The sequence below is a fragment of the Citrobacter sedlakii genome, assembly GCF_018128425.1.
Classification (GTDB): Bacteria; Pseudomonadota; Gammaproteobacteria; order Enterobacterales; family Enterobacteriaceae; genus Citrobacter_A; species Citrobacter_A sedlakii.
In genome coordinates, this window is record NZ_CP071070.1 from 4,474,402 (window position 1) to 4,490,842 (window position 16,441).

The following is a 16,441-nucleotide window of genomic DNA, read 5'->3' on the forward strand; positions in this document are numbered from 1 at the left end:
ACTCATGTTCCGGAACTCACTTCACTCTTCCCATCGGAGAGAGCGTCTTAATACGGTGAGCAGAAACAAGCCAGAATATCCAAAAATAATCTTAGCGTTCTGTCACCGTCTACGCAGGGCATTAAGTTTCTTACGAAACACCTGCGGTCTTCGACGGAGGCCTGGATAGGCCAGGCTCCAACGAACAAATTCTTTCTATTCTTCGCTATTCAGCCTGTGGCGGCGTTAGCTTCCTTCGCTCACACCAGTCACAGAGTTCGCTATGCTCCTGGCGATTCGCTCAGTTGCTGCCTTGCCACAAACTGAATATCTCGAATATAAATCTGCTATTTGCAGAATCGTGGGGGTAGAATTGTAGACAAAACCACCGCCCACGTAAAGCTAATCTTAGTTCGCAGATGCGCTCAGACCAGCCTGATCAACGGCAACGCCAGCACCCATGGTGGTGGAGATGCTAACTTTCTTGATGTACACGCCTTTCGCCTGAGACGGTTTTGCTTTTTTCAGCGCAACCAGCAGAGCTTCCAGGTTTTCTTTCAGTTTGTCAGCGTCAAAGTCCACTTTACCGATGGTGGTGTGGATGATGCCGTTTTTGTCGTTACGGTAACGAACCTGACCCGCTTTCGCGTTTTTAACCGCTTCAGCAACGTTCGGGGTTACAGTACCCACTTTCGGGTTTGGCATCAGGCCACGCGGACCCAGTACCTGGCCCAGCTGGCCAACAACGCGCATTGCATCCGGAGAAGCAATAACAACGTCAAAGTTCATTTCGCCTTTCTTGATCTGTTCAGCCAGATCTTCCATACCTACCAGTTCAGCGCCAGCAGCTTTAGCAGCTTCAGCGTTTGCGCCCTGGGTAAATACGGCTACGCGAACGGAACGGCCAGTACCGTGCGGCAGTACAGTCGCGCCACGTACGTTCTGGTCAGATTTACGCGCATCGATACCGAGGTTAACGGCAACGTCTACGCTTTCTACGAACTTAGCGGTAGCCAGTTCTTTCAGCAGAGAGATAGCTTCGTTGATGTCGTACTGTTTGGTCGCATCAACTTTCTCACGGATCACACGCATGCGCTTGGTCAGTTTAGCCATTTCTTAGTCCTCCACTACCAGGCCCATGGAACGTGCAGTACCTTCGATGGAGCGAGTCATCGCTTCAATGTCGGCACCAGTCATGTCGGCAGCTTTGGTCTGCGCGATTTCCTGCAGCTGAGCGCGGGAAATTTTACCCACTTTGTCTTTGTTCGGCTTACCAGAACCAGACTTAATGCCAGCCGCTTTCTTCAGCAGAACGGCTGCCGGCGGAGTCTTGGTAATGAAAGTGAAAGAACGGTCAGCGTAAACGGTGATAACAACCGGAATCGGCAGACCTTTTTCGATGGAATCCGTTTTTGCGTTGAACGCTTTGCAGAATTCCATGATGTTAACGCCCTGCTGACCCAGTGCTGGACCAACCGGCGGACTCGGGTTTGCCATACCAGCTGCAACCTGCAGCTTGACATAGGCTTGTACTTTCTTAGCCATTCTAAATTCCTCGAATTGGGTGATAGCGCCTCAGGAAGGCTCCCCGTGAATAAAATCGTTTTACGGGCCAGGCCCATAAAAACAAAAGGCGCGAAATTGTATTCCAATCTCGCGCCTTGTGCAACGATTAAATCGTCGCTTTTTTGATCGCTGCTTAGGCTTTTTCTACCTGGGCAAAGTCCAGTTCTACCGGGGTCGCACGACCGAAGATAGAAACAGAGACTTTCAGGCGGGACTTCTCGTAATCCACTTCTTCAACCACGCCGTTAAAGTCAGCGAACGGACCATCGTTAACACGAACCATTTCACCCGGCTCAAACAGCGTTTTCGGACGCGGCTTATCCCCCACCTGCTGCAGGCGGTTCATGATCGCATCAACTTCTTTATCGCTGATTGGCGCAGGACGGTCGGAAGTACCACCGATAAAGCCCATCACACGCGGTACGCTACGTACTAAGTGCCAGCTCGCGTCATTCATGACCATCTGTACCAGTACGTAACCCGGGAAGAATTTGCGCTCGCTCTTACGACGCTGACCGCCACGGATTTCGACCACTTCTTCGGTCGGCACCATGACTTCGCCAAACAACTCTTCCATATTGTGTAATTTGATATGCTCGCGCAGCGACGTTGCTACGCGGCCTTCAAAACCGGAAAACGCCTGAACGACGTACCAGCGCTTTTTAGGAGCTTCAGACATCTCAGAACCTCAGGCCAGTGATAAAGGAAACCAGGCGAACCAGAATACCATCCAGTCCCCACAGGATCAGTGACATTACCGCGGTAACCGCAGCCACAATCAGCGTGGTGTGCAATGTTTCCTGGCGAGTCGGCCAAATGACCTTACGTACTTCCGTACGCGCTTCGCGGGCAAAAGCAACCGTTGCTTTACCTTTTGTCGTCAACAGCGCGACACCACCCGCTGCAGCAATCAGAATTACTACGGCCAGCGCACGCAGCGGCAGCATCATGTCACGATAAAGATAGTTGCCGACAATTGCCACGAGCAGCAACGCCACGACGACGATCCACTTCATCGCTTCCAGGCCGCGCCCGCTCCCTTGAGCTTCGGTATTCGCACTCATAAACCAACCTGTCAGAAGAATTCTACAAATAATTTCACCCCGCGAATGCGAGGCTAACCTATCAACCTTGTACCGAAATACGCGTTAGCACTTCGGTTTAACGCCCTCTACAGAGCCTGTCTCAGCAATGATTATGACAAATAAAATCACTGATGAGCCAGGTTCTGGTTCGAAAGCGTACAAAAAGGGCATCAAATGATGCCCTTTTATTGCGCATTGCGTCAAATGTTATCAGCAATTAGCCGAGAACTTTAGCAACCACGCCCGCACCTACAGTACGGCCGCCTTCACGGATTGCGAAACGCAGACCGTCGTCCATCGCGATCGGGTGGATCAGGGTTACAACCATTTTGATGTTGTCGCCCGGCATTACCATCTCTACGCCTTCCGGCAGTTCGATGGTGCCAGTCACGTCAGTTGTACGGAAGTAGAACTGCGGACGGTAGCCTTTGAAGAACGGAGTATGACGGCCGCCTTCGTCTTTGGACAGAATATACACTTCAGATTCGAACTTGGTGTGCGGCTTGATGGTGCCCGGCTTCGCCAGTACCTGACCACGTTCGATTTCTTCACGTTTGATACCACGCAGCAGAACACCTACGTTCTCACCCGCACGGCCTTCGTCCAGCAGTTTGCGGAACATCTCAACGCCAGTACAGGTAGACTTCGCAGTCTCTTTGATACCAACGATTTCAACTTCTTCGCCCACTTTGATGATACCGCGCTCTACACGACCGGTAACAACGGTACCACGACCGGAGATGGAGAATACGTCTTCGATCGGCAGCAGGAACGGCTTGTCAATCGCACGCTCTGGTTCCGGAATGTAAGAATCCAGGAAGCCAGCCAGTTCGATGATTTTCGCTTCCCACTCTGCGTCGCCTTCCAGCGCTTTCAGAGCTGAACCACGAACGATCGGCGTGTCGTCGCCCGGGAAATCGTACTGAGACAGCAGTTCACGAACTTCCATCTCTACCAGTTCCAGCAGCTCTTCGTCATCAACCATGTCGCATTTGTTCAGGAACACGATGATGTACGGAACGCCTACCTGACGACCCAGCAGGATGTGCTCACGGGTCTGCGGCATCGGGCCGTCAGTCGCGGCAACAACCAGGATCGCGCCGTCCATCTGCGCAGCACCGGTGATCATGTTTTTAACATAGTCGGCGTGGCCCGGGCAGTCTACGTGTGCGTAGTGACGGGTCGGGGTATCGTATTCAACGTGAGAGGTGTTGATGGTGATACCACGCGCTTTTTCTTCCGGCGCGTTATCGATCTGGTCGAATGCGCGAGCAGCACCGCCGTAGGTTTTAGCCAGTACGGTAGTGATTGCAGCGGTCAGCGTTGTTTTACCATGGTCAACGTGGCCGATAGTACCGACGTTAACGTGCGGTTTTGTACGTTCAAACTTTTCTTTAGACATCGATTGTCCCTCTAAGACACGGATAAATCGGTGATATCACCACATCAACCAGGCGATATGCCTGACTGTTGAATCATTGAGTCGTTACAGAGAAAACACGGGAAGGAGAAGTGAAGTGGTGCTGATACCCAGAGTCGAACTGGGGACCTCACCCTTACCAAGGGTGCGCTCTACCAACTGAGCCATATCAGCACGTCTGGAGCGGGCAGCGGGAATCGAACCCGCATCATCAGCTTGGAAGGCTGAGGTAATAGCCATTATACGATGCCCGCATCCTGAAACTCGGCTACCCAGTTCTTTCTGTAACAAAAAAAGAGACGAGTCTCTTTTCTCATTCGAGCCGATTATTTTCTTAACCAGCTCAGACAGCATTCGCTGCCAGAAAGTGGTGGTGGGGGAAGGATTCGAACCTTCGAAGTCTGTGACGGCAGATTTACAGTCTGCTCCCTTTGGCCGCTCGGGAACCCCACCGGACTTGATGGTGCCGACTACCGGAATCGAACTGGTGACCTACTGATTACAAGTCAGTTGCTCTACCTACTGAGCTAAGTCGGCATCAAGTAGCGCGCATTCTATGGAGACCTGCGAGCGCATGCAACTAAAAAATTGCATAAAATGTTCTATCGCTCACATTTTGCGCTATACGACCAATAAATGACGTATTTTCAGACAGCTTAGCATAAAATTTCGACATTACGGACAAGGCAAGTTTCGCTTTGCTGTCGGCACTGGCCCGCTTACTGGCTAAAATTATCATCTTCACATCTGGAATATGCGTCACATTGCTTTTCAGCGAATGAAGTAAGGGAAACATTTTTTCTTATTATTCCTTTCCATCTGGTGTTACCCTCCTGCCCATTGTCCAGATTAACTGAAATGTGACGTGCCATTGCATGCCGGGGCTGACGCGCTTTTTCATCACGGCCCTGATGAAGTAATGACAGCCAGAAACATGCTTATGAGTATAAAAGAGCAAACGTTAATGACGCCTTACCTACAGTTTAACCGCAACCAGTGGGCTGCGCTTCGTGATTCCGTGCCAATGACTCTGACTGAAGATGAGATCGCACGGTTAAAAGGTATAAATGAAGATCTGTCGCTGGAAGAAGTCGCGGAGATTTATTTGCCTCTGTCGCGTTTGCTTAACTTCTATATCAGCTCAAACCTTCGTCGTCAGGCGGTTCTCGAGCAGTTCCTTGGCACGAATGGCGAGCGTATCCCTTATATCATCAGTATTGCCGGCAGCGTGGCTGTAGGAAAAAGTACCACCGCGCGCGTGTTGCAAGCGCTGCTGAGCCGTTGGCCGGAGCATCGTCGCGTTGAGTTGATTACCACTGATGGTTTTCTTCACCCTAATCAGGTGCTGAAAGATCGCGGTCTGATGAAGAAGAAAGGGTTTCCTGAGTCCTATGATATGCACCGCCTGGTTAAGTTTGTTTCTGATCTTAAATCAGGCGTGCCAAATGTGACGGCTCCGGTTTACTCGCACCTGATATATGACGTGATTCCTGATGGCGATAAAACGGTGGCCCAGCCGGATATATTAATTCTCGAAGGGCTTAACGTGTTGCAAAGCGGAATGGACTATCCGCACGACCCTCACCATGTATTTGTTTCTGATTTCGTCGACTTTTCTATTTATGTTGATGCACCGGAAGATTTACTGCAAACGTGGTATATCAACCGCTTCCTCAAATTCCGTGAAGGGGCGTTTACTGACCCCGATTCTTATTTCCATAACTACGCGAAGCTGTCAAAAGATGAGGCAATCAATACCGCTACGGCATTATGGAAAGAGATTAACTGGCTGAATTTGAAGCAAAACATCTTACCCACACGTGAACGCGCGAGTCTCATTATGACAAAAAGCGCAAATCATGCGGTCGAGCAGGTTCGCCTGCGTAAATAAATAAAAAGGGAGCAATCGCTCCCCTTTTTATTGCGCGCTTCTCAGGGATATTTCCCCTCCCACCCAGGGTTTTACTATCCCGTCCTGCTCAAGCAGCAATGCGCCCTGCGTATCAATCCCCCGAGAGATGCCGTATATTTCTTTTTCACCGATAATCAGTTTGACCGGGCGATTGATAAAGTTATCCAGTTTTTCCCAACGCGAAAGATAGGGAGCCAGGCCTTCCTGCTCAAATAACTCCAGCGCGGTACGTAATTCACGAATGAGTCTCGCAGCCAGCGTATTACGATCGAGCGTGATACCGGCTTCCTGTAACGTAATCCATCCCTGATTTATGATGCCCTCTTCAACACGACGCATCGCCATGTTTATTCCTGCGCCGATCACGATCTGTGCAGCGTCGCCTGTTTTCCCCGTCAGCTCAACCAGGATCCCTGCCAGTTTACGATCCAACAGATACAGATCGTTTGGCCACTTTACGCGAACCTTATCTGCTCCCAAATCGTGTAAGACTTCCGCCATCACGATGCCAATCACCAGGCTTAAACCGATCGCCGCAGCGGGTCCCTGTTCCAGACGCCAGTACATCGACAGATATAAGTTGGCGCCGAATGGCGAAAACCATTTACGTCCACGGCGACCGCGTCCGGCCTGCTGATATTCAGCGACACATGCGTCACCTGACTGCAGTTCTCCGATTCGCTCCAGGAGATACTGATTGGTTGAATCGATTACAGGGAGCACAGCAACCGTGCCGCGATCCAGTTGGCTATGAATACGATTCGCGTCCAGCAGTTGGATTGGCTCGGGCAGACTATAGCCTTTGCCAGGCACGGTGAAAACATCAACGCCCCAATCTCGTAGTGTCTGGATATGCTTGTTAATGGCTGCGCGGCTCATCCCCAGCGTATCACCTAGCTGTTCGCCAGAATGAAACTCGCCGTCGGCTAGCAGAGAGATCAGCGTCAGGGGAACGGTATTATCCTTCATGCGATGATCTCCACGGCATTGACCTCACCCATTTGTCCAATGAACCGCACTTCCGGTTCCAGCCAGACGTTAAATTTTTCTCCAACTTTCTCACGAACCAGATGCGCCAACTGGACAACATCTTCACTTGTCGCATTATCCGCGTTAATGAGTACCAAAGCCTGCTGGCGATGTACAGCAGCGCCGCCAATTCCAATGCCTTTAAGCTGGCACTGGTCAATTAGCCAGCCAGCCGCCAGTTTTACTGAGCCATCCGCCTGGGGATAATGTGGCGCGTGGGGGAATTCAGATAACAGTGCCTGTGCAACGTCAACTGTCACGACAGGATTTTTAAAAAAGCTGCCTGCGTTACCGTTTACTTTCGGGTCTGGCAGTTTAGTCATTCGCATATGGCAGACGGAGTCAAACACCTGCTGAGGCGTAACGGTCGCCGGGTCGAGTCGCGTGAGATCGCCATAGGTCAATACTGGCTGCCATTGCTTAGACAGGCGCAGGCCAACGGCGACAATTGCAAAGCGATCCTGATACTCATGTTTAAAAATGCTGTCACGGTATCCAAAACGGCACTCTTTAGCGCTAAGACGGTGAGGCGTCCCCGTCGCTAATTCGATGCAGTCAACGTAATCGCAGACCCGTTGAAGCTCAACGCCGTAAGCACCTATATTCTGAATGGGAGAAGAACCGACGCAGCCAGGGATCAGCGCCAGGTTTTCCAGTCCAGGCATACCAAGCTGCAACGTATGCTGAACCAGCTGATGCCAGTTTTCGCCAGCGCCAACATGCAAATGCCACGCATCTGGTTGTTCTGTCACCTCAATTCCTTTAATACGATTGATGATGACAGTCCCATGGAAAGCATTAAGGAACAGTACATTACTCCCCTCACCCAGAATCAATACCGGTTGTTGCTTTGCATTGGCGGTTTGCCAGGCATTTAAGAGTTGTTGTTCATTCTCAGCACAAACAATTTCATTTGCAGGCTGATCGATACCAAAGGTATTCCAGGATTTGAGGGAGTGATTCATAGACGCTTTCCAGATGCATAATCGCGTTATTTTAACGCATATGCTGCGGTAAGGCTTGTTTTATGGCGGAATGGGTTTGATTACTACAGGCTGATTCAGTAGACCAGCGCCAGAAACGCAAAAAGCCCATCCGTCAGGATGGGCTTTTCACTTGTTTGATGCCTGGCAGTTCCCTACTCTCGCATGGGGAGACCCCACACTACCATCGGCGCTACGGCGTTTCACTTCTGAGTTCGGCATGGGGTCAGGTGGGACCACCGCGCTAAGGCCGCCAGGCAAATTCTTTGTGCTCTGTCCTGTGTCTTTTGTGCTGATACTGCGTTGGCTGCGCCTGCGAACGTCAGTCACATACTTTTGTATGCTCCTTCCGTCGCTTCACTTGCCGCCTTGTCTCAGCGCAAAATCCTTCGGACTCTGAATCTAAGCTGAAAATCTTCTCAATTCCGCCAAAACATCTTCGGCGTTGTAAGGTTAAGCCTCACGGTTCATTAGTACCGGTTAGCTCAACGCATCGCTGCGCTTACACACCCGGCCTATCAACGTCGTCGTCTTCAACGTTCCTTCAGGAGACTTAAAGTCTCAGGGAGAACTCATCTCGGGGCAAGTTTCGTGCTTAGATGCTTTCAGCACTTATCTCTTCCGCATTTAGCTACCGGGCAGTGCCATTGGCATGACAACCCGAACACCAGTGATGCGTCCACTCCGGTCCTCTCGTACTAGGAGCAGCCCCCCTCAGTTCTCCAGCGCCCACGGCAGATAGGGACCGAACTGTCTCACGACGTTCTAAACCCAGCTCGCGTACCACTTTAAATGGCGAACAGCCATACCCTTGGGACCTACTTCAGCCCCAGGATGTGATGAGCCGACATCGAGGTGCCAAACACCGCCGTCGATATGAACTCTTGGGCGGTATCAGCCTGTTATCCCCGGAGTACCTTTTATCCGTTGAGCGATGGCCCTTCCATTCAGAACCACCGGATCACTATGACCTGCTTTCGCACCTGCTCGCGCCGTCACGCTCGCAGTCAAGCTGGCTTATGCCATTGCACTAACCTCCTGATGTCCGACCAGGATTAGCCAACCTTCGTGCTCCTCCGTTACTCTTTAGGAGGAGACCGCCCCAGTCAAACTACCCACCAGACACTGTCCGCAACCCGGATTACGGGCCTACGTTAGAACACCAGCCATTAAAGGGTGGTATTTCAAGGGCGGCTCCACGCAGACTGGCGTCCACGCTTCAAAGCCTCCCACCTATCCTACACATCAAGGACCAGTGTTCAGTGTCAAGCTATAGTAAAGGTTCACGGGGTCTTTCCGTCTTGCCGCGGGTACACTGCATCTTCACAGCGAGTTCAATTTCACTGAGTCTCGGGTGGAGACAGCCTGGCCATCATTACGCCATTCGTGCAGGTCGGAACTTACCCGACAAGGAATTTCGCTACCTTAGGACCGTTATAGTTACGGCCGCCGTTTACCGGGGCTTCGATCAAGAGCTTCTCCTTACGGATAACCCCATCAATTAACCTTCCGGCACCGGGCAGGCGTCACACCGTATACGTCCACTTTCGTGTTTGCACAGTGCTGTGTTTTTAATAAACAGTTGCAGCCAGCTGGTATCTTCGACTGATTTCAGCTCCATGAGTAAATCACTTCACCTACATATCAGCGTGCCTTCTCCCGAAGTTACGGCACCATTTTGCCTAGTTCCTTCACCCGAGTTCTCTCAAGCGCCTTGGTATTCTCTACCTGACCACCTGTGTCGGTTTGGGGTACGATTTGATGTTACCTGATGCTTAGAGGCTTTTCCTGGAAGCAGGGCATTTGTCACTTCAGCACCGTAGTGCCTCGTCATCACGCCTCAGTGTTAAAGTGAACCGGATTTACCTGGAACACACACCTACACGCTTAAACCGGGACAACCGTCGCCCGGCCGACATAGCCTTCTCCGTCCCCCCTTCGCAGTAACACCAAGTACAGGAATATTAACCTGTTTCCCATCGACTACGCCTTTCGGCCTCGCCTTAGGGGTCGACTCACCCTGCCCCGATTAACGTTGGACAGGAACCCTTGGTCTTCCGGCGAGCGGGCTTTTCACCCGCTTTATCGTTACTTATGTCAGCATTCGCACTTCTGATACCTCCAGCATGCCTCACGACACACCTTCAACGGCTTACAGAACGCTCCCCTACCCAACAACACATAGTGTCGCTGCCGCAGCTTCGGTGCATGGTTTAGCCCCGTTACATCTTCCGCGCAGGCCGACTCGACCAGTGAGCTATTACGCTTTCTTTAAATGATGGCTGCTTCTAAGCCAACATCCTGGCTGTCTGAGCCTTCCCACATCGTTTCCCACTTAACCATGACTTTGGGACCTTAGCTGGCGGTCTGGGTTGTTTCCCTCTTCACGACGGACGTTAGCACCCGCCGTGTGTCTCCCGTGATAACATTCTCCGGTATTCGCAGTTTGCATCGGGTTGGTAAGCCGGGATGGCCCCCTAGCCGAAACAGTGCTCTACCCCCGGAGATGAATTCACGAGGCGCTACCTAAATAGCTTTCGGGGAGAACCAGCTATCTCCCGGTTTGATTGGCCTTTCACCCCCAGCCACAGGTCATCCGCTAATTTTTCAACATTAGTCGGTTCGGTCCTCCAGTTAGTGTTACCCAACCTTCAACCTGCCCATGGCTAGATCACCGGGTTTCGGGTCTATACCCTGCAACTTAACGCCCAGTTAAGACTCGGTTTCCCTGCGGCTCCCCTATACGGTTAACCTTGCTACAGAATATAAGTCGCTGACCCATTATACAAAAGGTACGCAGTCACCCCATAAAGAGGCTCCCACTGCTTGTACGTACACGGTTTCAGGTTCTTTTTCACTCCCCTCGCCGGGGTTCTTTTCGCCTTTCCCTCACGGTACTGGTTCACTATCGGTCAGTCAGGAGTATTTAGCCTTGGAGGATGGTCCCCCCATATTCAGACAGGATACCACGTGTCCCGCCCTACTCATCGAGCTCACAACCGGTGCGGTTTTGTGTACGGGGCTGTCACCCTGTATCGCGTGCCTTTCCAGACACTTCCACTACCACACTGGCTGATTCAGGCTCTGGGCTGCTCCCCGTTCGCTCGCCGCTACTGGGGGAATCTCGGTTGATTTCTTTTCCTCGGGGTACTTAGATGTTTCAGTTCCCCCGGTTCGCCTCGTTAACCTATGTATTCAGTTAACGATAGTGTGACGAATCACACTGGGTTTCCCCATTCGGACATCGCCGGGTCAAAGGTTCATATCACCTCGCCGACGCTTTTCGCAGATTAGCACGTCCTTCATCGCCTCTGACTGCCAGGGCATCCACCGTGTACGCTTGGTCGCTTAACCTCACAACCCGAAGATGTTTCACTTCTGATTGCGATAATTGAGAGACTCACGAACAACTTTCGTTGTTCTGTGTTTCAATTTTCAGCTTGATCCAGATTTTTAAAGAGCAAAACTTCGCAGTGAACCCTTTCAGGTACACTCTGAAGTTTTCTTACGTAAACGTTCTACAGAATGGTGGAGCTATGCGGGATCGAACCGCAGACCTCCTGCGTGCAAAGCAGGCGCTCTCCCAGCTGAGCTATAGCCCCATCGTGTAGTCAGAACCTCTTTACCGATAATTCGTTTCCGGGCGCGGCGTGGTGAAGCGAAGCATACATCAGTATGCGAGCTTTGCCACAACAAAGCACGGGAGCGAATTTGGTAGGCCTGAGTGGACTTGAACCACCGACCTCACCCTTATCAGGGGTGCGCTCTAACCACCTGAGCTACAAGCCTGTAGAGGTTTTACTGCTCGTTTTTCATCAGACAATCTGTGTGAGCACTACAAAGGCAGGTTCTTTAAGGTAAGGAGGTGATCCAACCGCAGGTTCCCCTACGGTTACCTTGTTACGACTTCACCCCAGTCATGAATCACAAAGTGGTAAGCGCCCTCCCGAAGGTTAAGCTACCTACTTCTTTTGCAACCCACTCCCATGGTGTGACGGGCGGTGTGTACAAGGCCCGGGAACGTATTCACCGTGGCATTCTGATCCACGATTACTAGCGATTCCGACTTCATGGAGTCGAGTTGCAGACTCCAATCCGGACTACGACATACTTTATGAGGTCCGCTTGCTCTCGCGAGGTCGCTTCTCTTTGTATATGCCATTGTAGCACGTGTGTAGCCCTGGTCGTAAGGGCCATGATGACTTGACGTCATCCCCACCTTCCTCCAGTTTATCACTGGCAGTCTCCTTTGAGTTCCCGGCCGGACCGCTGGCAACAAAGGATAAGGGTTGCGCTCGTTGCGGGACTTAACCCAACATTTCACAACACGAGCTGACGACAGCCATGCAGCACCTGTCTCACGGTTCCCGAAGGCACAACCGCATCTCTGCAGTCTTCCGTGGATGTCAAGACCAGGTAAGGTTCTTCGCGTTGCATCGAATTAAACCACATGCTCCACCGCTTGTGCGGGCCCCCGTCAATTCATTTGAGTTTTAACCTTGCGGCCGTACTCCCCAGGCGGTCTACTTAACGCGTTAGCTCCGGAAGCCACGCCTCAAGGGCACAGCCTCCAAGTAGACATCGTTTACGGCGTGGACTACCAGGGTATCTAATCCTGTTTGCTCCCCACGCTTTCGCACCTGAGCGTCAGTCTTCGTCCAGGGGGCCGCCTTCGCCACCGGTATTCCTCCAGATCTCTACGCATTTCACCGCTACACCTGGAATTCTACCCCCCTCTACGAGACTCAAGCCTGCCAGTTTCGAATGCAGTTCCCAGGTTGAGCCCGGGGATTTCACATCCGACTTGACAGACCGCCTGCGTGCGCTTTACGCCCAGTAATTCCGATTAACGCTTGCACCCTCCGTATTACCGCGGCTGCTGGCACGGAGTTAGCCGGTGCTTCTTCTGCGGGTAACGTCAATGACTGCGGTTATTAACCACAATCCCTTCCTCCCCGCTGAAAGTACTTTACAACCCGAAGGCCTTCTTCATACACGCGGCATGGCTGCATCAGGCTTGCGCCCATTGTGCAATATTCCCCACTGCTGCCTCCCGTAGGAGTCTGGACCGTGTCTCAGTTCCAGTGTGGCTGGTCATCCTCTCAGACCAGCTAGGGATCGTCGCCTTGGTGAGCCGTTACCTCACCAACAAGCTAATCCCATCTGGGCACATCCGGTGGCAAGAGGCCCGAAGGTCCCCCTCTTTGGTCTTGCGACGTTATGCGGTATTAGCTACCGTTTCCAGTAGTTATCCCCCTCCACCGGGCAGTTTCCCAGACATTACTCACCCGTCCGCCACTCGTCAGCGAAGCAGCAAGCTGCTTCCTGTTACCGTTCGACTTGCATGTGTTAGGCCTGCCGCCAGCGTTCAATCTGAGCCATGATCAAACTCTTCAATTTAAGTTTGATGCTCGTGAATTAAACTTCGTAATGAATTACGTGTTCACTCAGAGACTTGGTATTCATTTTTCGTCTTGCGACGTTAAGAATCCATGTCACTTTGAGTGCCCACACAGATTGTCTGATAAATTGTTAAAGAGCAGTGCCGCTTCGCTTTTTCTCAGCGGCGCGGGGTGTGCATAATACGCTTTCCCGCTTGAGAGTCAAGCATTTATTTTTGCTTTTCTCCGTGAGGTTCTGGTCTGAACCCCGCTGACCCGGCGGCTTGCGTGCCGTTGTTCCGTGTCAGTGGTGGCGCATTATAGGGAGTTATTTCGGGCTGACAAGAGGAAATTTAAAATAATTTTTCGACTGCCTGATATTTACCCAAATTGGCGTTAAACCGACAGTTTTTCAAGCGACTCAAAGCCATAACGCTGTAAAACGGGTAAAAGTTGTTCAGTCTCTGCTGTCAGCGCCATGCAATAAGCAACATTCGCGTCCGTCGATTTCGCATCCGGCGCTTCATGCTCCAGTAGCCAGGCAGTGCGCCGTGCAATCGCCGCACCGGAGTCCACCAGCCGCGTCCCTTCCGGCAAAACGCGCAGGAGTTCTTCTTTTAGTAATGGGAAGTGCGTACAGCCGAGCACTACCGTGTCGGGAGGCTCTGGCATACGCAGCCAGGGACGCAGGATCCGCTGCAGTTCCTCCAGCGGAACAGGCTCACCGTGCAGTTTCGCTTCAGCCAGTTCCACCAGCTCAGCAGAACCCAGCATCGCGATCTGGCATTCATTAGCAAAACGCGCGATCAGCTCATGGGTATAGGGCCGTTTTACGGTACCGCGCGTCGCCAGCAGCCCCACAATGCCATTGGCCGTTAAGCGCGCCGCCGGTTTAATGGCCGGAACGACCCCCACCACGGGAAAAGCAAATTTCTCACGCAGCGCGGGAAGCGAGACGGTACTGGCCGTATTGCAGGCAATCACCGCCAGAGAAAGGGGATAGCGCTGCTGAACGGCGGTCACTATCTCGACGACGCGCTCAACAATAAACTCTTCGCTTTTCTCTCCATAAGGAAAAGCGACGTTATCGAAAGCGTATATATAGTGGAGATCCGGCAGGAGGCGCCGAATCTCGTCATAGACCGACAACCCACCGACACCGGAATCAAATACCAGCACGGTGTGGCGTGGATCAGAAGGTGTAGCTGCCAGACAAGGTGTATTCCCGTCCTGCAGTTTGGTAGCCATAAACTGTCTCGTAATCTTTATCGAACAGGTTGGCTATTTTACCACGAACTGTGAGGTGTGAGGTGACAGGATATGAAAGTCCGATATCCCACACGCTCAGCCCGCCCATTTTTATCTTACGGGAATTATCGTAATCATAATCATAGCGCTCGCCAATGTATTGGTACGTCACATCCCATCCCAGGTCATACACCTCGCCGCTCAGCTCATACTTCACCTGCTGTTTTGCACGCCGGTAGAGCCGCTGATCGGTTTCATCATCGCGCGGGTCAACATATTGTAACGTTACGCGATGATCGACCGGCCCCGTCGTGATATTACCTGTCCACTCCAGGCCTTTAATGGTCGCGGACTTCACGTTGAAGTAGGTGTTATTGTTGTAATCGATCAGGTTCTGGATTTTGTAATGATAGGTCGACAAACGCCAGTCCAGCGGTCCGGTCACCCCCTCTAATCCGGCTTCCCACTGTTTAGACTCTTCCGGTTTCAGATTCGGGTTGGACGCGATACCAAAGCGCTCAGCGCCAAACTGCTGACCAAGCGAAGGCGCGAGGAAACCCGTACCGTAGGAAAGCGTCACTTTATAATTGTCGATAAACTGCCAGCCGGCTGCCGTTTGCCAGGTGCCGTGCCAGCCAAACTGATCGTCATGATCTTCACGACCCGACGCTTCCAGGGTCACGCTGTCGATCTGCTGCTGCCCGGTCAGATAAAGCCCGGTGTTATCGCGCTTGTAGTTGTCGGTTCCGGAAGCGCCAAAGGACATCAGTTTTTCCTGCTTCCAGTCAACCCCCGCGCTGACCGCGCCATGACCGACGATCACGTTATTTCCCCACTGGATATAGCGCTGTTCCATATCATCCAGGGTGTATCCCGTAGCGTAGCGCCCGGTCTGACTGCTGTAGTTGTAGTCCTTAATGCGCTGGTAGTTGGCCACCAGTTGTGACGAGTAGATCCCGGAATTGAAACGCAGCCCGGTATCCCATGACTGGGTGTAATTCTGATGCTCATCGTTTCCGCCGTCGTATCCCCAGTTGCCCTGGTCATAATCGGCATTGCTGGCATAGCCGTAGCCGCGGAAGTAGCCATCAAAATTATCGTTAAATTTATGTTCGACGCCGCCCCAGAACAGTTTGTTACGGTAACCGTCGCGATCGCCGTCGCCGCTATAGCTGGAGCGCGGCTGCACGTCGAAGCCTTTGGTGGACTGGTAAGCACCCGCTGCCGTCAACACCGTATCACCGAAACGCTGACGCCATGTGCCGTCATACTGTTGGTAACTGTTCGAACCGACGCCCGCGTTAATTTGCGCGCGCTCATCACCCGCCATGGTGATGATATTTACCACACCGCCAATCGCCCCTGAGCCATATATCGCCGAGCGCGGTCCCCGAATATATTCAATGCGCTGAACCAGCGAGACCGGAATTTGATCGATATCGGAGTTATTGGTAATGCCCGGACGCGCCACCGGAATACCGTCCACCAATACCAGCACATGTTTCGCTTCAGTGCCGCGTACAAACAGGGAGGAACTCTGTCCCATACCGCCGTTCTGCGCGACGTCCACGCCCGGCAGACGGCGCATAACATCCAGAACGGTGCGGGACTGCCAGCGGTCGATATCTTCACGAGTGACGATATCCGTAGGGGCCAGGACAGTGTTGACGGGTTGTTGAAAACGATTTGCCGTGACGACAAGCGTGTCAGGCGTGGCATCCTGTGCCCAACCAGAAAAGGCCGTGACGGAGAGCGCCGTCAGCAGCGATATGTTTTTAATCATTATAAAGCATCCATAAATAGAAGAAGGATGCCGCAGGTCCCACCGATAGTACGCG

Annotated in this window: 10 protein-coding genes, 6 tRNA genes and 3 rRNA genes; 1 reads left to right on the forward strand and 18 read right to left on the reverse strand. The window is 52.2% G+C overall.

Translation table 11 applies throughout. The features are described 5' to 3' along the window. Positions 1-387: 387 nt before the first annotated feature. The 9 genes from rplA to JY391_RS21195 all read right to left on the reverse strand — a co-directional run bounded on the left by rplA (position 388) and on the right by JY391_RS21195 (position 4,587). The gene (rplA, locus tag JY391_RS21155; RefSeq protein ID WP_001096690.1) at positions 388-1,092 is read right to left on the reverse strand and encodes a 50S ribosomal protein L1; all 705 of its coding nucleotides are present in this window, start codon (positions 1,090-1,092) and stop codon (positions 388-390) included. A gap of 3 nt (positions 1,093-1,095) precedes the next feature. Next, entirely contained in the window at positions 1,096-1,524 is a 429-nt protein-coding gene (rplK, locus tag JY391_RS21160; RefSeq protein WP_012133815.1) for a 50S ribosomal protein L11, read from the reverse strand. A 154-nt stretch (positions 1,525-1,678) separates the two neighbouring features. Continuing rightward, positions 1,679-2,224: a transcription termination/antitermination protein NusG gene (nusG, locus tag JY391_RS21165; RefSeq protein ID WP_003862341.1), complete on the reverse strand. Its 546-nt coding sequence runs from the start codon at positions 2,222-2,224 to the stop codon at positions 1,679-1,681. 1 nt (position 2,225) lies between these two features. Then, on the reverse strand, positions 2,226-2,609 hold the full coding sequence (gene secE, locus JY391_RS21170; RefSeq protein ID WP_042293049.1) for a preprotein translocase subunit SecE: 384 nt from the start codon (positions 2,607-2,609) through the stop codon (positions 2,226-2,228). 238 nt (positions 2,610-2,847) lie between these two features. After that, positions 2,848-4,032 carry an elongation factor Tu gene (gene tuf, locus JY391_RS21175; protein WP_181822206.1) on the reverse strand — a complete coding sequence of 395 codons (1,185 nt, stop codon included), beginning with the start codon at positions 4,030-4,032 and terminating at the stop codon, positions 2,848-2,850. Between the two features lie 116 nt (positions 4,033-4,148). Beyond that, positions 4,149-4,224 (reverse strand) — tRNA-Thr (locus JY391_RS21180). Positions 4,225-4,229: 5 nt separating this feature from the next. After that, a tRNA-Gly gene (locus tag JY391_RS21185) sits at positions 4,230-4,304 on the reverse strand. A gap of 114 nt (positions 4,305-4,418) precedes the next feature. Further along, positions 4,419-4,503: transfer RNA gene (locus JY391_RS21190), tRNA-Tyr, on the reverse strand. Positions 4,504-4,511: 8 nt separating this feature from the next. Next, positions 4,512-4,587, reverse strand: a tRNA-Thr gene (locus JY391_RS21195). Between the two features lie 403 nt (positions 4,588-4,990). Between JY391_RS21195 and coaA the strand changes: the two genes are divergently transcribed. Further along, a complete protein-coding gene (gene coaA, locus JY391_RS21200; protein ID WP_181823308.1) occupies positions 4,991-5,941 on the forward strand; it encodes a type I pantothenate kinase in 951 nt (316 codons plus the stop codon). Positions 5,942-5,968: 27 nt separating this feature from the next. Here coaA and birA read toward each other — a convergent pair whose 3' ends face one another. The 9 genes from birA to btuB form a co-directional block, all read right to left on the reverse strand. After that, positions 5,969-6,931, reverse strand: coding sequence for a bifunctional biotin--[acetyl-CoA-carboxylase] ligase/biotin operon repressor BirA (gene birA, locus JY391_RS21205; protein WP_211934979.1), 963 nt, complete (start codon positions 6,929-6,931; stop codon positions 5,969-5,971). After that, complete coding sequence (gene murB, locus JY391_RS21210) at positions 6,928-7,956, reverse strand: UDP-N-acetylmuramate dehydrogenase (RefSeq protein WP_211934980.1); 1,029 nt, start codon at positions 7,954-7,956, stop codon at positions 6,928-6,930. The genes birA and murB overlap by 4 nt, the downstream gene beginning before the upstream one ends. A 160-nt stretch (positions 7,957-8,116) precedes the next feature. Then, positions 8,117-8,232, reverse strand: a 5S ribosomal RNA gene (gene rrf / locus JY391_RS21215). Positions 8,233-8,423: 191 nt separating this feature from the next. Beyond that, positions 8,424-11,328 (reverse strand): 23S ribosomal RNA (locus tag JY391_RS21220). Positions 11,329-11,500: 172 nt separating this feature from the next. Further along, positions 11,501-11,576: transfer RNA gene (locus tag JY391_RS21225), tRNA-Ala, on the reverse strand. Between the two features lie 110 nt (positions 11,577-11,686). After that, positions 11,687-11,763 (reverse strand) — tRNA-Ile (locus JY391_RS21230). 69 nt (positions 11,764-11,832) lie between these two features. Next, a 16S ribosomal RNA gene (locus JY391_RS21235) occupies positions 11,833-13,374 on the reverse strand. Together the 16S, 23S and 5S rRNA genes with 2 tRNA genes alongside form the textbook arrangement of a ribosomal RNA operon. 377 nt (positions 13,375-13,751) lie before the next feature. Further along, complete coding sequence (murI, locus tag JY391_RS21240; protein WP_211934981.1) at positions 13,752-14,603, reverse strand: glutamate racemase; 852 nt, start codon at positions 14,601-14,603, stop codon at positions 13,752-13,754. Further along, positions 14,548-16,386 carry a TonB-dependent vitamin B12 receptor BtuB gene (gene btuB, locus JY391_RS21245; protein ID WP_211934982.1) on the reverse strand — a complete coding sequence of 613 codons (1,839 nt, stop codon included), beginning with the start codon at positions 16,384-16,386 and terminating at the stop codon, positions 14,548-14,550. The genes murI and btuB overlap by 56 nt, the downstream gene beginning before the upstream one ends. Positions 16,387-16,441: the final 55 nt, after the last annotated feature.

Bases quoted from the DNA above. Each gene is read 5' to 3' on its own strand.
- murB (WP_211934980.1), bottom strand. From the start codon at position 7,956: ATGAATCACTCCCTCAAATCCTGGAATACCTTTGGTATCGATCAGCCT.
- nusG (WP_003862341.1), bottom strand. From the start codon at position 2,224: ATGTCTGAAGCTCCTAAAAAGCGCTGGTACGTCGTTCAGGCGTTTTCC.
- rplA (WP_001096690.1), bottom strand. From the start codon at position 1,092: ATGGCTAAACTGACCAAGCGCATGCGTGTGATCCGTGAGAAAGTTGAT.
- secE (WP_042293049.1), bottom strand. From the start codon at position 2,609: ATGAGTGCGAATACCGAAGCTCAAGGGAGCGGGCGCGGCCTGGAAGCG.
- coaA (WP_181823308.1), top strand. From the start codon at position 4,991: ATGAGTATAAAAGAGCAAACGTTAATGACGCCTTACCTACAGTTTAAC.
- birA (WP_211934979.1), bottom strand. From the start codon at position 6,931: ATGAAGGATAATACCGTTCCCCTGACGCTGATCTCTCTGCTAGCCGAC.
- rplK (WP_012133815.1), bottom strand. From the start codon at position 1,524: ATGGCTAAGAAAGTACAAGCCTATGTCAAGCTGCAGGTTGCAGCTGGT.
- btuB (WP_211934982.1), bottom strand. From the start codon at position 16,386: ATGATTAAAAACATATCGCTGCTGACGGCGCTCTCCGTCACGGCCTTT.
- murI (WP_211934981.1), bottom strand. From the start codon at position 14,603: ATGGCTACCAAACTGCAGGACGGGAATACACCTTGTCTGGCAGCTACA.
- tuf (WP_181822206.1), bottom strand. From the start codon at position 4,032: ATGTCTAAAGAAAAGTTTGAACGTACAAAACCGCACGTTAACGTCGGT.